Source organism: Wolbachia endosymbiont of Nasonia oneida (genome assembly GCF_009012935.1).
GTDB lineage: Bacteria > Pseudomonadota > Alphaproteobacteria > Rickettsiales > Anaplasmataceae > Wolbachia > Wolbachia pipientis.
In genome coordinates this window covers 122,159-140,121 of the sequence record NZ_QESS01000002.1, presented here as the reverse complement: position 1 = coordinate 140,121, position 17,963 = coordinate 122,159, and the positions used below count along the sequence as shown (strand labels likewise).

The 17,963-nt window shown below is 34.5% G+C and carries 18 protein-coding genes and 1 pseudogene; 11 read left to right on the top strand and 8 right to left on the bottom strand.

Features of this window, described 5'->3' with window-relative positions:
- Positions 1-389: 389 nt before the first annotated feature.
- Positions 390-2,207, bottom strand: coding sequence for a DNA mismatch repair endonuclease MutL (gene mutL, locus DEF52_RS01630; RefSeq protein ID WP_151807670.1), 1,818 nt, complete (start codon positions 2,205-2,207; stop codon positions 390-392).
- A 7-nt stretch (positions 2,208-2,214) separates the two neighbouring features.
- Positions 2,215-2,706, bottom strand: coding sequence for a 5-(carboxyamino)imidazole ribonucleotide mutase (gene purE, locus DEF52_RS01625; protein WP_006280351.1), 492 nt, complete (start codon positions 2,704-2,706; stop codon positions 2,215-2,217).
- Positions 2,707-3,142: 436 nt separating this feature from the next.
- Here purE and DEF52_RS01620 point away from each other — a divergent pair, with 436 nt between their 5' ends.
- From DEF52_RS01620 to DEF52_RS01580, 9 genes are all read left to right on the top strand, one after another.
- Positions 3,143-3,439, top strand: coding sequence for a helix-turn-helix domain-containing protein (locus DEF52_RS01620; protein WP_010081926.1), 297 nt, complete (start codon positions 3,143-3,145; stop codon positions 3,437-3,439).
- 60 nt (positions 3,440-3,499) lie between these two features.
- On the top strand, positions 3,500-3,895 hold the full coding sequence (rpoZ, locus tag DEF52_RS01615; protein WP_151807669.1) for a DNA-directed RNA polymerase subunit omega: 396 nt from the start codon (positions 3,500-3,502) through the stop codon (positions 3,893-3,895).
- A gap of 28 nt (positions 3,896-3,923) precedes the next feature.
- Positions 3,924-4,169, top strand: a complete 246-nt coding sequence (locus DEF52_RS01610) for a monovalent cation/H+ antiporter complex subunit F (protein ID WP_007548527.1) — start codon at positions 3,924-3,926, stop codon at positions 4,167-4,169.
- A 6-nt stretch (positions 4,170-4,175) separates the two neighbouring features.
- Positions 4,176-4,463, top strand: a complete 288-nt coding sequence (mnhG, locus tag DEF52_RS01605) for a monovalent cation/H(+) antiporter subunit G (protein WP_006279703.1) — start codon at positions 4,176-4,178, stop codon at positions 4,461-4,463.
- 1 nt (position 4,464) lies between these two features.
- Positions 4,465-4,992 (top strand): DUF4040 domain-containing protein, encoded by a 528-nt coding sequence (locus DEF52_RS01600; protein WP_151807668.1) that lies wholly within the window; start codon positions 4,465-4,467, stop codon positions 4,990-4,992.
- Entirely contained in the window at positions 4,985-5,404 is a 420-nt protein-coding gene (locus DEF52_RS01595) for a Na(+)/H(+) antiporter subunit B (RefSeq protein ID WP_006279705.1), read from the top strand. The genes DEF52_RS01600 and DEF52_RS01595 overlap by 8 nt, the downstream gene beginning before the upstream one ends.
- Positions 5,401-5,712 (top strand): cation:proton antiporter subunit C, encoded by a 312-nt coding sequence (locus DEF52_RS01590; protein WP_006279706.1) that lies wholly within the window; start codon positions 5,401-5,403, stop codon positions 5,710-5,712. Before DEF52_RS01595 ends, DEF52_RS01590 begins: the two co-directional genes overlap by 4 nt.
- 138 nt (positions 5,713-5,850) lie before the next feature.
- Entirely contained in the window at positions 5,851-7,803 is a 1,953-nt protein-coding gene (gene rpoD / locus DEF52_RS01585) for an RNA polymerase sigma factor RpoD (RefSeq protein WP_151807667.1), read from the top strand.
- Positions 7,804-7,943: 140 nt separating this feature from the next.
- Positions 7,944-8,924, top strand: a complete 981-nt coding sequence (locus DEF52_RS01580; RefSeq protein ID WP_010082050.1) for an SGNH/GDSL hydrolase family protein — start codon at positions 7,944-7,946, stop codon at positions 8,922-8,924.
- 181 nt (positions 8,925-9,105) lie between these two features.
- On the opposite strand, the pseudogene DEF52_RS06970 reads toward DEF52_RS01580, so the two are convergent.
- From DEF52_RS06970 to carB, 3 genes and pseudogenes are all read right to left on the bottom strand, one after another.
- Positions 9,106-9,694 (bottom strand): annotated as a pseudogene (locus DEF52_RS06970) (IS110 family transposase); the annotation flags it as partial.
- Positions 9,691-9,906, bottom strand: a complete 216-nt coding sequence (locus DEF52_RS01570) for a hypothetical protein (RefSeq protein WP_080717592.1) — start codon at positions 9,904-9,906, stop codon at positions 9,691-9,693. The gene DEF52_RS01570 and the pseudogene DEF52_RS06970, both read right to left, overlap by 4 nt.
- Before the next feature lie 164 nt (positions 9,907-10,070).
- Positions 10,071-13,445: a carbamoyl-phosphate synthase large subunit gene (gene carB, locus DEF52_RS01565; protein ID WP_151807666.1), complete on the bottom strand. Its 3,375-nt coding sequence runs from the start codon at positions 13,443-13,445 to the stop codon at positions 10,071-10,073.
- Positions 13,446-13,583: 138 nt separating this feature from the next.
- Here carB and DEF52_RS01560 point away from each other — a divergent pair, with 138 nt between their 5' ends.
- Positions 13,584-13,754, top strand: a complete 171-nt coding sequence (locus tag DEF52_RS01560; protein ID WP_237357319.1) for a hypothetical protein — start codon at positions 13,584-13,586, stop codon at positions 13,752-13,754.
- Positions 13,755-14,224: 470 nt separating this feature from the next.
- Here the strand turns inward: DEF52_RS01560 and DEF52_RS01555 are convergent, their stop codons facing one another.
- Positions 14,225-14,980 (bottom strand): SDR family oxidoreductase, encoded by a 756-nt coding sequence (locus DEF52_RS01555; RefSeq protein WP_151807664.1) that lies wholly within the window; start codon positions 14,978-14,980, stop codon positions 14,225-14,227.
- Complete coding sequence (locus DEF52_RS01550; RefSeq protein ID WP_151807663.1) at positions 14,967-15,782, bottom strand: YihY/virulence factor BrkB family protein; 816 nt, start codon at positions 15,780-15,782, stop codon at positions 14,967-14,969. The genes DEF52_RS01555 and DEF52_RS01550 overlap by 14 nt, the downstream gene beginning before the upstream one ends.
- A 136-nt stretch (positions 15,783-15,918) precedes the next feature.
- Here DEF52_RS01550 and DEF52_RS01545 point away from each other — a divergent pair, with 136 nt between their 5' ends.
- On the top strand, positions 15,919-16,242 hold the full coding sequence (locus DEF52_RS01545; RefSeq protein WP_151807662.1) for a TrbC/VirB2 family protein: 324 nt from the start codon (positions 15,919-15,921) through the stop codon (positions 16,240-16,242).
- Between the two features lie 669 nt (positions 16,243-16,911).
- Here DEF52_RS01545 and recF read toward each other — a convergent pair.
- A partial coding sequence (gene recF / locus DEF52_RS01535; protein WP_151807708.1) for a DNA replication/repair protein RecF occupies positions 16,912-17,963 on the bottom strand: 1,052 nt, incomplete at its 5' end.

Below are 17,963 nucleotides of genomic sequence, written 5' to 3'. Positions count from 1 at the left end.
TTAATGCAACTAACCTTTAGTCATAAATGTTTAAGAAATTTACTAAACAGAAAAAAAGACAAAAGAAACCCTAGGGTAGCTAATTATTCACTATCCATTTTTTAAGTTGGCGTTTTTTTATGTTTTAAATGCTTTATAAGCGCATTTTAGCTTATATTAGGTAAAAACCTAGAATTTTATAAAGACATAAGGTGCACATAGTGCAAAAAATTAAACATGAGACGCCAGATTCGTGAGTTTTTTTGTCATTTAATCTGTACAGAGAAGATAAATAAATAGCTTCACTTTCATGATAAGGGGGCTGACGGAGTTTGTCAAGGAAGTTTTTTCGTTTCTATGAGCTACTTGGATGACGAGAAAGGAGCACTTACATATTTATGGCAACCTCATTACCTACGCTCAAAAAGTTTTTCAATATCACTGAGTTTCATTTCTATATAAGTTGGTCTTCCGTGGTTGCATTGCCCGGAATATGGGGTTTTTTCCATTTGTCTCAGCAGCTCATTCATTTCATCTAACCTCATTTTTCTACCCGCTCTAATTGATCCATGACAAGCGATAGTGGCCAATATTTTGTTCACTTTATCTTCTACTGGCAATGTATCTTCTATTTCCGTTAATCTATCAATTATGTTAATTAGCATCTCTTTCACATCTATTGCTCCCAAAATTGCAGGGATTTCTTTTACTATCACTTTATTCTCTGATTTGATTTCAATATCAAAACCCATTTCAAATAACTTATCTTTATAGATTTCAATCATCTCCATTCCGGCTTGATTTTTGATTTCAACCGTTTCAGGAAGAAGTAGTTTTTGTCTTTTTATACTTGATTTTTGTTTTAGGCATTCATATACTAATCTCTCGTGGGCTGCATGCTGATCGACTATAATCAATTTGTCCCTTACCTCTGCAATAATATAAGTATTATAGACCTGACAGCGTGCAAACCCGAGCGGGTGGCTCTCTATCAAATCAACTTGCTCTAACACCTTTTTTTCCAGAACCATAGTCTCCGCTTGTGATGGAAATTTCTGTATGCCGGTATAATCAAACGATTTTGACTGTTCTGATAAGCCTTTTGCTTTTTCATTTGGAGAAGCAAATTCTTTTATTAGTTGATTTTCAAAAGGACTTGGCCTTCTTTCATTTTGAACATCAGGTTTATCAAAAGGATCTGGCAATGTTGAATCCATTTTCTGGTCATGCGCTGGAAAGGTGCCTATCCTTCTTGACAATGCTTTAATTAATCCTCTTGTCATTATCTCATATATGAGCTTCTTATTCTGAAACCTTACTTCTGACTTATTTGGATGCACATTTACATCTACTTGATCATAAGGTATCTCTAAATGTAACGCTGCAAAAGGATACCTATCGCTTGGAATAAAATCATGATATGCATACCTAACTGCGCCAATAAGTAAATTATCTTTAATTGGCCTTCCATTAACAAACGTATAGATCTGAGTGGACTTACCACGATTGACGGTCGGCTTACAGATGTGTCCCGTAAGTTTAATGTCGTCTTCTTCTTCATTGATCTCCAAAGAATTGCCCTGAAATTCTTCTTCTACTTCACACAATCTATGAAATAACGAAGTCTGCTTAGCGTATTTTAAGAGCTTTTTATTACCTGAAGTGAGAGTAAACCCTATATGATAGTTAATCATTGCTAGGTTATTTACAATATCAACAATGCTTTGAGTTTCTGCTCTTTCGGTTTTTAGAAATTTTAGTCTATTTGGAGTGGCAAAAAATAAATCTCGTACTTCAATATGTGTCCCTTGTGATAAAGAGTAAGGAGTTTGCTCCCCTATTTTCTCTCCACCCTCATAACTTATAGACCATGCTTCATTTGCTTCTCTTGCCTTAGACGATAATTTTATCCTACTTACTGCTGCTATTGAAGGCAGAGCTTCTCCTCTAAAGCCAAGATGCTTGATTTCTATCAACTCATTGTCGCTCAATTTTGAAGTAGCATGGCGCATAAACGCAAGTTCTAAATCGTTTTTTTCTACTCCGTTACCATCATCTGTCACAATAATAAGGTTACGCCCACCACTTTCTATTTTGATCTCTATTTCTAAACTTCCAGCATCTATTGCATTTTCCACTAATTCCTTTACTACACTTGCTGGCCTTTCTATTACCTCCCCCGCTGCTATACGGTTTATGGTTTTTGTGTCTAAAAGAATTATTGCCATAGATTTATTATGAAACTGGTTTTTCTTTTACTTCTTTGGTCTGCTTCTCTCTCCACTTTTTTAACCTACCTGCAATTTCACTGTTAGAAATTGACAATATAGATACGGCGGTAATGGCAGCATTATATGCTCCATTTTCTCCTATAGACATGGTTGCAACTGGAACACCCTTTGGCATTTGAACTATAGAGAGTAGACTGTCCAGCCCATTTAATTGTTTACTATGCACAGGAACGCCGATAACTGGTAAACAAGTTAGTGACGCAACCATACCAGGTAAATGAGCTGCACCTCCTGCACCAGCTATAATAACCTTAAAACCTTCTTCTTGTGCAGATTTAGCAAAATTGAAGAGCCTTTCTGGTGTTCTATGTGCAGATATTATGAATATATCATGTGAAACTTCTAATGCTTTTAACATATCAACAGTATGGACCATAGTGGTGTAATCTGACTCACTTCCCATAATAACAGCAACATCTTTTTTTATTTTTGTCATATTCAACACAATTTTACTTACTAACTAAATAATGTTCCAGCTAAAAAGCAACAAATATTTAAATTATATTATAAATATAATATATAGAATTCTCGTTAAAATAGAAATTTTAAAAATTTAAATAAATATTTATATTAAGATATAGAGATATAAACTTCTTATGTAAGATAAATTTATAAAATAATTATTTTTGTATTTCAAGCTTTGTAATCTTAGCTTGTTCTTTCTATAAATGGTTTTTTCAGATAGACTGATGGTAAAATGGTAATTTAAAATTACTAGAAATTTGATAAAAATATTAATATATAATCAACTTAAAGTTTTAAATATTGATATCATATAATGATTGACAAGTTACATGATATTAATATCTTGGTATATTAAATATTATGTTATAATATTTAATAAAGTTAATTGATATGTGAGTGTAAGAATTATGGAAATAATATCGTTAAATAACTTAGACAGTGCAGGAATAAAAACAAAGTTGCTTTATATAATAAATAAAATTATAGAAAAAAATGCTTGGACTCAGGCTTTTGCAGCTGAGAAACTTGGTATTGATCAGCCAAAGGTATCGCAAATTAAAAATGGTAAAATAGATGGTTTTTCTTTAGAGCGATTGTTAGGATTTCTAAAAAAACTTGATCATGAGATAACAATCACGATGACAGAAAGCCAAGAAATAAAATCTGAGGCAGAAAAAGTAAAACATGAAGTTGAATCGCAATAGATACAAAGTTGACAACTTGTTTTTTGTGATATAGTATAAAACTTATTAAGGTAGTATCTTATGGCTGAGTCTATTGTAGAAAAGTGTATAGAACGGGTAAGTAACCGTTTCAAATTGGTTCTGTTGGCAAGTCAAAGAACACATGATTTAAATACAGGGGCAAGTAATCCAATTCAAGCAGCTAAGTTTAAAGGTCATAAAAATACCATAGTTTCCTTACATGAAATAGCAGGAAAACAGGTGGATACTCATGAGCTGTTTAGCCTTTTGGTAGGTAGATGCAAGGAATACATGAAAGGAAATATGAATAATGTTTACAGCAGTAATACAAGTAAGCTAGCGAATTTATTAAATTTTTCTGATAACACAGATCTTGATGCAAGTCAAGAAAGCCAAGATTATGAAGTGGATGATGAAATAAATGATCAAGATGGCGATGAAGAAGTATCCGTTTAGAAATCTACTGAAGTCACATAGTCTTTAAATGATTTGCATTGCTATCTATACACTGTTGTTCTGTATGAGTGTAATGTTGTGTTGCATAGTGTCTAAGTCAAATGATGTGTACAATAAGGTTTTAGCGTTCAATAATTTCTCAACGCAAGTAGTTGTACTTATAACAGCAATATCAATCATTCTGAATAATTTTTTTTTAATTGATATAGCATTGTTGTATGCTAGCGTTAGCTTTATATCAACTATAGCACTAATGAGATTAATGTTGTTTTGATAATTTATGATAGGATCCATTTTCATATTTTTAGGTATTTGTTTGATAATTATTTCAAATATAGGGGTGATCAGATTTCCTGATTTCTATACTAGGTTACATGCAGCAGGTATTACAGATTCTAGCGGTGCAACGTTATTGTTAATTGGTTTTGCTTTGCAGAATGGATTTTCAATCAATACTGTTAAAATAGTATTATTAATTTTTATAATATGGGTAGCTAACTCAACTAATAGCTATATTTTAGCGCGCACTCATTATAAAGTTAAGAAAAAAACTGTTAAAGAAGGCTAAGGTGTTAGAAATATTAAATGTAGTGTTACTTTTGTTGTTACTAACAGTTACGGTTTTTATAGTTTTCTCGCGACATTTAGTCGTAAGTGCTGTTCTAATGTGTGTATTTAGTTCACTTATTGCGCTTATATACTTAATTATGAATGCACCTGATGTTGCAATTACTGAAGCTTCTGTTGGTGCGGGGCTCAGTACAGTTTTTACGTTTGCAGCACTCTCCTTGATAAAGAATCATAAAGTAAATCTATCTCATAACCCTATAACGCTTTTTTTTATGTTATTTCTGGCTGTATGTTTGTCATATTTTATGATTCAATTGCCAGATTTTGGCAGCCACAATGCTCCGATCCACTTGCATGTTGCTCCTTATTATATGGAAAATACCGAAAAAGCTACCGGTATTCCTAATATAGTGACAGCTATTTTGGCAAGCTTTCGTGGTTATGACACGTTTGGAGAAACTATAGTAGTTTTTACTGCTGCGCTTTGTATAACGTTGATATTAAAAGAAGAAAAAGAAAATGATTAAAGATCCGATATTAAATGCAGTAACATTTTTGATGATACCTTTTATCATTTTATTTGGTTTATACATACAATTTCACGGTGATTACACTCCGGGTGGAGGTTTTCAAGCAGGAATAATTATTGCCTCCGGGATAATATTATATTCAATGCTATTTGGTGTATCTACAACTCTAAAAGCAATACCTTATTCTGTGATTAGATTGACTAACGTGTTAGGTATTTTAATTTATGGAGGAACGGGCGTTGCAACAACTTTACTTGGCCAAAATTTTTTATCTTATGATATCTTGTTAACCAATAATAGAACCGGTCAAAAATTAGGTATTTTTTTGGTGGAATTAGGTGTAGCATTTACTGTCTGCTCCTCTATGTTAATTATATATATAAATTTTGCTCGTAGGAAAAAACAATGACTTTATATAATTATACGATTATTATTGTATTAATGGTGCTAGGTTTATATATTATTATAAACGATAAAAATTTAATCAAGAAAATGATAGGGGTAAGCGTCTTCCAAGCATCTGTTTTGTTATTTTACATATCTCTAGGATATATAAAAAGTTCCTTGCCTCCTATATTGGTTTCAAATTTTTATTCATATAGCAATCCTATACCCCATGTTTTAATGCTTACTGCTATAGTGGTTGGAATTGCAACATTTTCAGTTGGATTATCCATAGCAGTAAAAATGGAAGAAAAGTATGGAACAATTGATTAAGACAAGTGTACATAAATTAACAGTATCTTAAACTATATGAAGTAACAAATAGCCACAAGTTAAAAGTAAAATTATAGACTTGCTCGTTGTAAGTTTGTTTGTTAATAAGAAATAAAATTATAAACTATAAAGGTAATGATGTCAACTATTAATGATGCAGAAGATAAGAAAAAAATTATCAAAGATCTGGTAACTAAGAGTATAAAAAAGGGTGGTTTTATCACCTTTGATGATATAAATGATAAATTATCAGATGAAAATTTTTCGTCTGACTTTATAGATGATGCTATATCTTTATTGCAGGATTCCGGAATTAATGTGCTTGAAAGTAGCGAAGATGAAGAAGATATTCCTTCCAACAGTGATGATAGTAAACTTGATGATGATGACACATCGCCAAATGTTACTGCAACTTTAGTACAAAATGATGATCCAGTGAGGATTTATTTACAAGACATGAGCTCCGTAAAGCTTTTATCAAGGGCAGATGAAATCGAGATAGCAAAAAAAATTGAATCTGAAAAGCATAACATGTTACGTGCAATAATTGAAACATCAGTAACATTAAAGGTGATAAAAGTATGGCGTGATGATTTAAGTAATGGAGCTCTCTTACTGAGAGAAATTATAGATCTGGATGCAATTTATAACTCTGATTTTAATGTGGTACCCAAAGAAGAAAGTGAAGAGAGTGAAGAAAGTGCTGAAGATGTTGAGGATTCTGAGGATGTTTCTGAAGATGCTGAGTACTGTAGTGATGATGAGAAAGATAGTAAAAAAAGTGATGATGAGAAAGACGGTAATAATGAAGATATAAATTCAGTCAATTTAAATGTTTCTATTCTTGAAATGGAAAGTGACTTATTGCCAAAGGTCATAGTTGCATTGGATGAGATAATTACTTTAACAAATGAAGCGTTGATATTAAGAAAAAATTCTAAAAATTTCTCTAATGAGCTAGAAAATTTGTATAATCAAATATGGTCTATAGCATTACAAATTAAGTTAAGTGATGCTGCTGTTGCCAGAATTACACAAGAACTTTATAAGATAAATAGATCCATTACGCTTGAAGAGGCTAATCTTATTGCTGAGGCTAGAAAACACGATATCGATAGAGAAAGTTTCTATAAAGTTTATGATGACGTGCTTTTAAAGCACGAATTGAAAAAGATAAGTCTTTTAAAGATCAATGAAAATCAGTCCTCTTTTACAGGTGAATTAAAAAACAAATTTTTAAGGTTTATAGACGATAACTCTGAACATATAGCTAGTACCTTGAACGGTGTTAAGCAGCATATACAGGAAGATAACGTACAAGAATTTAAGGAGCTAATCAAGAGAATACAAAAACACGAACGAGAAGTCTCTGAAGCAAAGCAAGAAATGATTAAGGCTAACTTAAGGCTAGTAGTTTCCATTGCTAAGAAGTATTCAAAAAGAGGCCTTGATCTGCTTGATTTGATACAAGAAGGCAATATTGGTCTTATGAAGGCCGTGGATAAGTTTGATTACAAACGTGGATATAAATTTTCAACTTATGGCACTTGGTGGGTAAGACAATCAATCACTAGAGCAATACCTGAGCAGTCTAAAGTAGTTAGAATACCAGTTCATATGGTGGAAATTATCAGTAAAATCAACAGAGCATTAAGAAAGATGACTCATGAGATGGGAAGAGAGCCGACGTTAGAGGAATTGAGTGTAGAACTGACAATGCCACTGGAAAGAATACGCAAAGTTATGAAAATAGCAAGGGATCCAGTAAGTCTTGAAGCTCCAACAGGAAAAGATGATAGTAGTACCTTTGGTGATTGTATAGAAGACAAGCGAGTCTCCAGGCCAGAGGATGCTGCAATACTTGCTGACTTGCGTGGCATTACAACCAATGTTCTTGCAACTTTAACACCAAAGGAAGAAAGAATTTTAAGAATGCGTTTTGGCCTTGGTAAAGATGGGAAGGAACATACCTTAGAAGAAGTAGGAAAAATTTTTAATGTAACACGTGAGAGAATTAGGCAAATAGAGGCAAAAGCACTGCGCAAGTTGAAACATCCAAGCCGTGCTAGAAAACTTAGAGGGTTCTTTTAAGTATACGTGTCAAGTTAAGAAGAAGCTGATTTTGCCCGGAAAAAGTGGAGAGCAAGTTAGGCCAAAGTTGTATAATTTCACCGCTATTTTTCTTTTTCTATGAATCTAATGAAACAACATGCTAATCTACAGTAAATATTATGACAAACAAAAATGACAATTCTAATTCAAAGTATAGAAATTTTTATGTTCTGGGTGATAGCTTATCCGATAATGGCGCAATCATTGGAATTTTAAATAATTTATCCTTTGCAAAAAGCGTAAAATTTGATGATCCTTTTTATCAAGGAAGATCTTTTAGCAATGGCCCTACTGCTGTTGAATATATAGCAAAATATTTAGATTTAGATGAATTTAAACCTGGGTGGAGTTATTCATTTTTTGGGAGATGCCACGAACAGCAAGGTCAGAATTACGCAGTTTCATATGCAACAGCATCTGAAATTTTTGACCCTATTTTTTCTTATTTCTTCAATAAATTTCGTTTAGCTAACCAGCTAGATGCGGTAATTAAACATCATCCAGATATAGGTAAAGAAGATTTATTTTGCATCATAATCGGCGGAAATGATGTTATGGTTGCCACTGCTTATGACGATACTAAAGCGGAAGAAGTGTTGGAACAAGCAGTGAGTGAAATATGTAATGCACTTAAGGTTCTAAATGAACATGGTGTTAAGCATGTAGTTGTTGCAAATGCACCTGAAGTTGGCTCAATACCAGCTTTTAATAGAGATGAAGAAGCAAGGGAACTAGCTACAAAGCTCACGGAGAGTTTCAATGCAAAACTGGCTAAAGGCTTAGATTATATGAAGAAAAGTACAAATCTTGAAATAAAAGCATTTGATCTTAACTCTAAAATGAGAAGTATGTTTAGCGAATACAAGAGCAAAGGTTTAAATTGTCAAGATGCATGCACATCGAACATTGCAGACCAAGTTGGGAGATTTAAAGAAAATATAAAAATACTCTTAAAGTTGATATTTAAAGGGGAACTTGACGTTCACTATAACCCTGGGTGTAGCAAAGAAACACTAAAGGATTATTTCTTTTTTGATTATTTCCATCCAACTGCGGAACTTCATCATGAAGTTGGTAATGAAGTGTATGAGTTGATTTGACACAGTTTTTTTGAACATATCCTTTTAAATAGTAACCAGACTGCATTCTGTGATTTTTAGCAAAACACGATCTTTCATTTGAGCTTTCTTCAATTTAAAATAAATACAGAAAATTGCTGCCTATAGCTAAACTAACTTAGATTTACCGACAATTTGAAAAACCGTCATCCCGCTACTATATAGTTATTGATATATATTTTCTTTTAAGCTCTTGGTTTTGATCGATAAATGTAATCATTTCATCTTCTAAAGTTTTAATTTGATTACGTAAAATTGCAAGAAGTTCCTCTATTTGTTTGATTATAGATGTATCAGTTACCTGTTGGATTTGGGTTTTTTGTATTTTTGCTATTTCTACAAGTTGGTTTCTACGAGATAATTTTTGTTTCAAGCAATCAATATTACCATTACTAACTGTTAAAGGAGTAACACGCATATCTGTATTATTAATATAACGTGAGATGATACTGCAGTCTATTTTATCAGTTTTTGTAGTAATACCAAGGCTTTTAGCATAGTCTCTCCCACCTTGGTTGAATGACGTACACCTCAAAACCATTGCTTAGTAAAGTATAGGCACATAATTTTTCGTATCCACCAGTTGCCTCAAGACCAATTTTGGTTACATTATGCAAACGTAAAAAGTCCAGCATTTCATCAATGGATTGTACATTGTTTTCAAATATTTTATAATGCTCAAGTGGGTGAATGTGGAGATCTAATTTACTTTTGCTAACATCAATGCCAGCAATAATGTTTGATGAATTCATAATTCCTCCGTAATAATAACATATACTGCATTTTCCAGCCTTATATACGAGCCTAAAAGCTCAATCAGTTGTTCGGAACTTTCAGTATAATAAACCAGAGAAGAGAACCTTGCTGAACAACGATTCTTATAATCAAGGGGCGTGACGATTCCTCTTCTCTGTGTGTCTTTAATCTCACTACTTTGATATTTATAAAGACTTGTTCTTAACATATAAGGGAAGTGTCCTCTAGGTGAGATTGTGGAGCATTCGTTGCAGCATTTGGCTGTTCAATTACGCTAGTTGATTCTTTAGGTATACTATTTCCTTCAAAATTTCCATCTTTTTATTATGTTCTCTTTAGCATTTTGAGAGTGAATTATTCTAGTTTTGATATTTAAACGTTTTGTATCTGCTGTAATGATTTCACTTCCAATTTGCTATTCTTTACATATTGAATTGCAAGCACTAACGCTTTACTCCCAGAAGCTGTGGTGCTGTAAGCTATATTTTGCAAAATAGCAGTTCTGCGAATATCTTTGCTGTCTGAGACTGATTTCACACCTTTTGAGGTATTGATCACTAGATTTATTTTTCCATCTTTGAGCATATCAACTATGTGGGGTCTGCCTTCTCTCACTTTATTTACAGCTTTTGCAGCAATGCCGTTATTGTTCAGATACAAAGCCGTACCTTTGGTTGCATATATTTCAAAACTCAGTTCTTTCAACATTCGTACAACAGGCAATATATACTCTTTATCATCATCTTTTACTGAAACCAGAGCTGCTCCTTCTGTTGGTAACTTGTATCCTGCAGCCATGTGCACTTTTGCAAGTGCAGCTTCGAAAGATGAGTCGATTCCCATCACTTCTCCTGTTGATTTCATTTCAGGACCAAGTAAAGTATCCACTCCTGCAAAGCGGGTAAATGGAAAAACAGCAGCTTTAACTGCAAAATGATTGAAAGGCTTGTTTTCCTGATTCAATTTTTTACCCAAAATAACTTGAGTGGCAAGCTTTGCAATAGGAATATTGATTACCTTGGAAATAAAAGGAACGGTTCGACTAGCCCTTAAATTCACTTCAAGTATGTATACATCACTAGACCTCTTGCATAACTCGATTTCTGAAGGCAATTTTGTCGTCAAAGCTTGTCTGCGCTCCTCAAATACATTCGAGTATTCTGTGGTGCTCATCTGCACTTTTCCTAAAAATTTCTCATCACAAACAGGTTCTGCAAGAGGTCTATTCTCTTGAACAGCAAACTGAATGTTTATCAGACCTTTCACTTTTAATGCTAATGCTATTCTCTCAGTTTGGAGCTTGATCTCTTTTATTACTTCGTCGCTCAATGTATTTGTCGGTATTGAGCATGTTGAATCGCCAGAGTGGATACCAGCTTCTTCAATGTGCTCCATGACCGCTGCAATGAAAACTTTTTCCCCATCACATACAGCATCAACGTCAACCTCAACTGCATTGACTAAAAATTTATCAAGAAGCAGCGAGCCATGCTCAAAGATTTTAGTTTGATCCAAGACGTACTCTTTAAAGCTCTGAGTATCGTGTCTAATCGACATAGACTGACCGCCGAGGACATATGATGGCCTGACTACTAGTGGAAACCCCACCTTTTCTGCGTTGGTTAACGCTTCTTCTACTGAATGGCAGATAGAATTTTCAGGTTGTTTTAAATTAAGTTGCAAAGCAAGATTTTTAAATCTCATGCGATCTTCTGCAAGGTCAATAGAATCAAACGAAGTTCCCAGAATTTTGAAACCTCTCTCGTTAAGCACTTTGGCTAACTTTAAGGGCGTTTGACCACCTATTTGAACTATTACACCAACCAGTGTGCCATTTTCTTGCTCTTTACTTAGTATTTCAAGCACATCCTCTGCAATCAGTGGGGCAAAATATAAACGATCAGCGGTATCGTAGTCAGTTGAAACAGTTTCTGGATTACAGTTGATCATTATTGTTTCATACCCCATTTCTTTGGCGGCAGAAGCTGCATGTACGCATGCATAATCAAACTCAATACCTTGACCAATGCGGTTTGGACCACTTCCTAAGATGATAACCTTTTCTCGGTCAGAAATGTCCGCTTCGCATTCTGTCCTATTTGTAATGTCTCCCTCATAGCAGCCATACATATAAGCAGTGCTCGATTCAAATTCAGCCGCACAGGTGTCTACACGTTTATAAACTGGATGAATGCCAAATTTTTTCCTTATTTCTTCGATTTGCTCTACTTTCTTATTGCTTAATTTTGCCAATCTTGCATCTGAAAATCCCATTTTTTTCATCTCTAACATTTCATATGCAGTTCCAGGAAGGCCATTTTCCTTGATTTTTTGTTCAGCCAAGATGATTTGCTGTATATTTTGCAGAAACCATAAGTCATATCCTGTAATCGAATTTATTTCTTCTATGCTAATTCCGTGGCGCATTGCGTCAGCAGCAATCAGTAATCTGTTTGGTAGCAATTTTGCTAATTGAGATTTTATGTGATCAATATCAATGTTCTCAGGAAATACTTCATCAAGTCCTGTAAGATCAGTTTCAAGTGAACGAAAAGCTTTCTGCAGTGACTCATTAAAAGTGCGGCCTATAGACATCACTTCTCCCACTGATTTCATGGAGGTTGATAATTCACAATTCGTCCCCTTAAATTTCTCAAACTCAAATCGAGGAATTTTAGTGACGATATAATCAATCACTGGTTCGAATGCTGCTGGTATTATTGGAGCGCAGTCGTTACGTATTTCATCGAGCGAATAGCCAATAGCAAGTTTAGTTACAACTTTTGCAATAGGATAGCCTGTTGCTTTCGAAGCAAGTGCAGAAGAGCGAGAAACCCTTGGATTCATTTCAATTACAACGAGGCTTCCATCTTCTTTAGGATTCACTGCAAACTGAACATTTGCACCGCCGGCACTAACATCAATTTCTCTCAGCACTGCTATAGATGCATTTCTCATCTGTTGGTATTCTACGTCACGCAGAGTCAAAGCAGGAGCAACAGTTATGCTATCCCCAGTGTGCACTCCCATCGGATCAACATTTTCTATCGAACAGACTATTATGCAGTTATCTTTACAATCGCGGATAACTTCCATTTCATATTCTTTCCAGCCGATAATTGATTCATCTATCTGAACTTCATTTATTGGCGAAATTTTGAGAGCACTTTCTGCGATATTGAAAAACTCCTCTTTATTATATGCTATGCCACTACCTGCGCCACCAAGAGTGAATGACGAGCGGATAATTGCTGGTAATCCAACGTAATCCAAAGCCTCTTTTATTCGTTCTTGATTTTTTATAATGATACTTTTGGGGTATTTCAGTCCTATTTTATCCATGGATTGGCGGAATAACTCTCTATCCTCTGCTTTTTTTATTGCTTCTCTATTTACCCCTATTAATTCTACGTTGTATTTGTCTAACACTCCATCATCTGCAAGTTTTATTGCACAATTGAGCGCTGTTTGCCCGCCCATTGTTGGCAATATTGCGTCTGGCCTCTCCTTAATTATAATTTTCTCTATGATTTCAGGCAGTACCGGCTCAATATACGTCGCATCAGAAAACTCAGGATCTGTCATTATAGTTGCGGGGTTGGAGTTAACCAAAATGACTTTATAACCTTCGCTTTTTAATACTTTACAGCTTTGCGTTCCGGAATAATCAAACTCGCATGCCTGACCTATAACTATTGGGCCTGCTCCTATTACTAATATAGATTCTATATCTGTGCGTTTCGGCATAATTACAATAACGGTCTCTATTCAAGTAATGTTACCAATCTTTCCTGTATATGTGAATTTTTATTAAACCTATTAGCTAATTACTTTTAGGCTTGACGCATAACTGTACGAACATTGCAATTTGCGTGGCAGATTCCAGTGCTTGACACACAGCTGTACAAACATTCATTTTTGAAGGTAAATTGCACAGCAAATGATGTCATTCAAGTAGCTGACACTGGTTCCTTTATGACGGCAGTGCCCAGAGGTGTCATCCCAGTCTGGGATGGCTTTGTTGCATCGCTACTTATGAAAGCTAACTATAATTAGGATTATAAGCAACTTATTGAAAATCTTGTTTTTTTTGCAATCAATCTGATCAAATTTAAGAATAGTAACTTGTTATTTATATTAATAAATTTAATTCTATTGAAAATAGCTAAAGCATTGAAATTCTTGAATTTTAGCCGGATTAGTGAGTGGTAGTGAAATTTCTTTTACTCAAATTTAGGTATTCACTGACCGTTCTTGTTATAAATACCAGAATAATAAGCTACTGATATTCTCCACCTTTTTTATCTTTAATCCATCATAGCTAGCGATGCAACAAAGCCATCTGGGATCCAGAAAACTTAACTTTAAATAAGTGGCTGCATAATAAAGACTAGATTCCAGTGTCAAGCACTGGAATGACACCATAGAGGCACTGGGATGACATCCTTCCTAGTGGAGATTACTCTCAAATCACAATGTTCATACAGTTGTGGGCTTAACGGTATCTTTGCAGATACTATGGTAATTTATTCGGGAGATTTGCTGAGCGGTAAGATTTTTCCTGATATGCTGCAGTCTTCAGAAGCTAATTCCACAAATTTATCTGTTAGTTTATCAGGTGACACCAATTCAGATCCAGGAAATGCCTGCTCACTACCCACAGGTCCTTCCGTGTATACAGCATTTACACATAATTTTGTATGTTTTGTCTCAGATGCATATATCTGCACCATTATTTCTAGTGCAACTTTACTTGCAGCATACGGCATCCAATATGGATAAGAGGAAGGAGAAAGTGTCACTTCTGAGGTCATGAATATCGCTCTTCCAGCATTAGACTTTTTTAGCATTGGATCTAAGTTTTTTAGTAAGCACCAATTGGCAGTAAAATTTGTATTCATTACGTTCTGTAGCTCTTCAATCTCACAGTCATGAATGGGGTTCAGTTTGCCTAAAATTCCAGCACACGCAACTAATATATCAAGTGCTCCAGATTCTGATAATTTCAGGCTTTCTATCATGTTTGTCAGTATCTTTACATTCTCAAAGTCTAAAAGATCAAGCTGAATTAGTTTCACAGAGCCTTCTTTAAATTCTTCAAGCTCTTCAATTTCATTATATAGTGGCTTGAGATTATCAAGAGATCTTGAAATCAGAATCACACATGCACCTTCTCTTATAAACCTTTTTGCAACAGCAGAGCCTACTCCACCTGAAGCTCCGGTGATTAAAGCTACTTTACCTTCTAACTTACCCATTTCTTTCTCCTTAGCGAGATCCATTGAAATATTTTAGCTGAAAATTGAATTTTGCTCCATATATAAAAATCAAACTTAGCATATAAAAAAATAGTAATGACACTACCACACCACCTAAACTTCCATATATCAAATCCAGTTGGTCAAAGGAAGCTTTTAAGTATTGCTTAAAAGCTGAAGCAGAAATCGTCCAAAGAATAACAGCTACACAAGATCCAGGAAATACGTCTGATAAATTTTGTTTTATGTTTGGTAACATAAAATATAGCCAAGAGACTACTGTGAAAAGTACAAATTCAATAAGTAAATACCTAGTATAATTTAGCCCCTGATAGGAAAAATCAATTAGCATTGGTACTAGTGTAGAAAACACTATAGTTAGAGTTATAATAAGCGTGATTACTAAAAATTGTAATATACTTAGTACTCTTCTTAATATATAAGGCGGCGAAACCGGAACTTTATAGGCCTTATTGAGTATTGTTCTAAGCCCTTCAATTGTCGATGAAGCGGTCCAAACAGCACCTACAATTGCTAAAGTTAGTAAGCTTTGCGGCGGGCCTGATATTATCTCCCTAATACGCGGCATCAAAGATGATAAAATATCCTGTGGCATGTTATCAATGATAAATACCCAGCCAATGTTGTACTGGTCTAAAAAATTTGCGAATGTTGACGCCACAGCCATTAAAACGATGAGAAAAGGAAATATTGATAACAGAATTAAAAATGATAAATACCCTGCATGCTCCACTCCATCATTATAAATTGTGTCAATCAAAGCACGATAAAGACAATAAACGATGCTGTAAAATTTCTGTAGCACTGTAATATAAACGAACCAAGAAAAGTATTCTAAATGAAATAAAGGATACTTTTAAGCAAAAAAATCCTCACCATTTACTTAAATTTAATCAAAATGGTAGATAATCCAGCATTAAATAGAAATTATCGGAGGCATAATGAAAAATTTTCTTCTACTTGTGGCATTAATTCTCTCCTTTGCATTTGATGCAAATGCTCCTCCTACTACTTTTGTTGATACAAATGATACAACATCATCGGTGATATGCAAGATAATAGGCTATACTCATGGCATAGGTGGACCAATGATCACAATAGTGATCATTGGTGCAGCGTTGCTTGCAATATTCGGTAGAATGCCGTGGCCAGCGCTTTTTGCACTCGGTGCATTCACTGCTGTGTTTTTTGGCGCTCCTGTAGTCGTTTCAAAAATAACACCAGGAGGTGTGATTTGTAAAGACGGTGCAGTAGCGGATAAGTAATAGAAATTATTGGAGGCACAAACGTAGTTTTCTTTACTTGAAAGTGGTCAAGCTGACCACTTTCAGTGTCTATGAATACCTAATAAATTCTCTTTCTGTAATCATATCAGTTAAAGTTTAGATTCCAGCGTCACGCGCTGGAATGACAAGGCTTATCGTCATGCCGCCGCATACCGTCATACCGCGATTCATTCGCGGTATCTCAGCCGCTAACAAGCAGCGGAATAACGGTTGTCGTTTAGCTATGAATATTAAGAAATTTACCAAATGAAAAAAAAGGCAAAAGAAGCCCTGGTCATTGTCTATTTTCAGTATTGGCGTTTTTTAAGTCTTAAACACTGCAATTTAGCTGCTTTTGAATGCAACTCACCTTAGTTTGAATGTTTAAGAAATTTACTAAGCAGAAAAAAAGGCAAAAGAAACCCCGTGTTAGCTAGTTGTCACTCTCTAATCCTGCAAAATTGGCGTACTATACTGTCTTAAACGACTTATAAGCGCGTTTCAGCTTATATAGGTAAAAACCCAGAAATGTTGTGAAGACATAAGGTGCACATAGTGTAAAAAATTAAAAATAAGACGCCAACTACGTTGTTTTCTTGCTGTTTAATCTGCACAGATGAAGATAACTGAATACCTTCAGTATCATGATAAGGGGGCTGGCGAGGTTTGTCAAGGAAGTTTTGCATTTAATTCATTTGATAATTCAAAAAACTTGAAAGAATAAAGATAGCTATTGAAATTATCTTGATTTACATCAGTTATCCAAGTTTGACATTGAATACTTAACACTTCCTCCATTAACGCCTTTCTGTAATGTTTATCCAGATGAGACATTATATCATCAAGTAGAAGAAGTGGTGCCTTATTGTAATGAATACACCTTGCTTTTACACTGGATAAAATAATAGAAAGCAGTAATAACTTTTGTTCTCCAGTGGAGCACAGATTTATTGGTACGTTTCTTTTTTGACAAAAAACCCGAAAATTATCGTTATGCACACCAAAGGTTACTCTACCAGTCAATGAATCTTTTTCTCTGTTTTCCTTTAGACGATTCTGAAAATATTCTGCAGTATCGTCCAAAGTTAGCTGGCTGCTGAATTTCAAACTTGCCTTCGGAAAAAACTCACTGGAATGGTTATCAATTGTGTCTTGTAGTGTCTTTAAAACAGACGATCGCATACGTAAAATACTAACTGCATTAACGGCCATTATGTTTTCAAGACTAGAGAGCCAATTTTCGTCCAAGGTGTTCTCTCTCAACAGTTTACTTCGCTCACGTTTAGCTTTTCTGTGTTTCATGTAGCAGCAAGTGTAATTTTCCTCAAACAGTGAAACTATACGGTCTAAAAATTTTAATCTGTCACTTGGAGAATTAAGAAGAACATAGTCCATTTGTGGAATCAGCCATATTACATTGGATATCTTATACAAAGATGAATAACTCGATTGCGTTTTTCCATCAATTTGTATTAGTTTCTTATCAAAACTCTTTGCGATACCAATTGAATTAAAATCCATTCCATTAAAAAAATCATAGTGCACTACCCAATCTTCATTACTGAATCTATTTTGTATCTCACTGGCTTTTGCTTTTTTCATTCCATTGCTTTTAGCAAGCAACGAGATTGCTTCAAGTATATTAGTTTTACCAATACCGTTTTTGCCAGTTATTACAACTGAGCTATCATCTGAATCCAGTTCAAAGTTTGAGTGGCTAC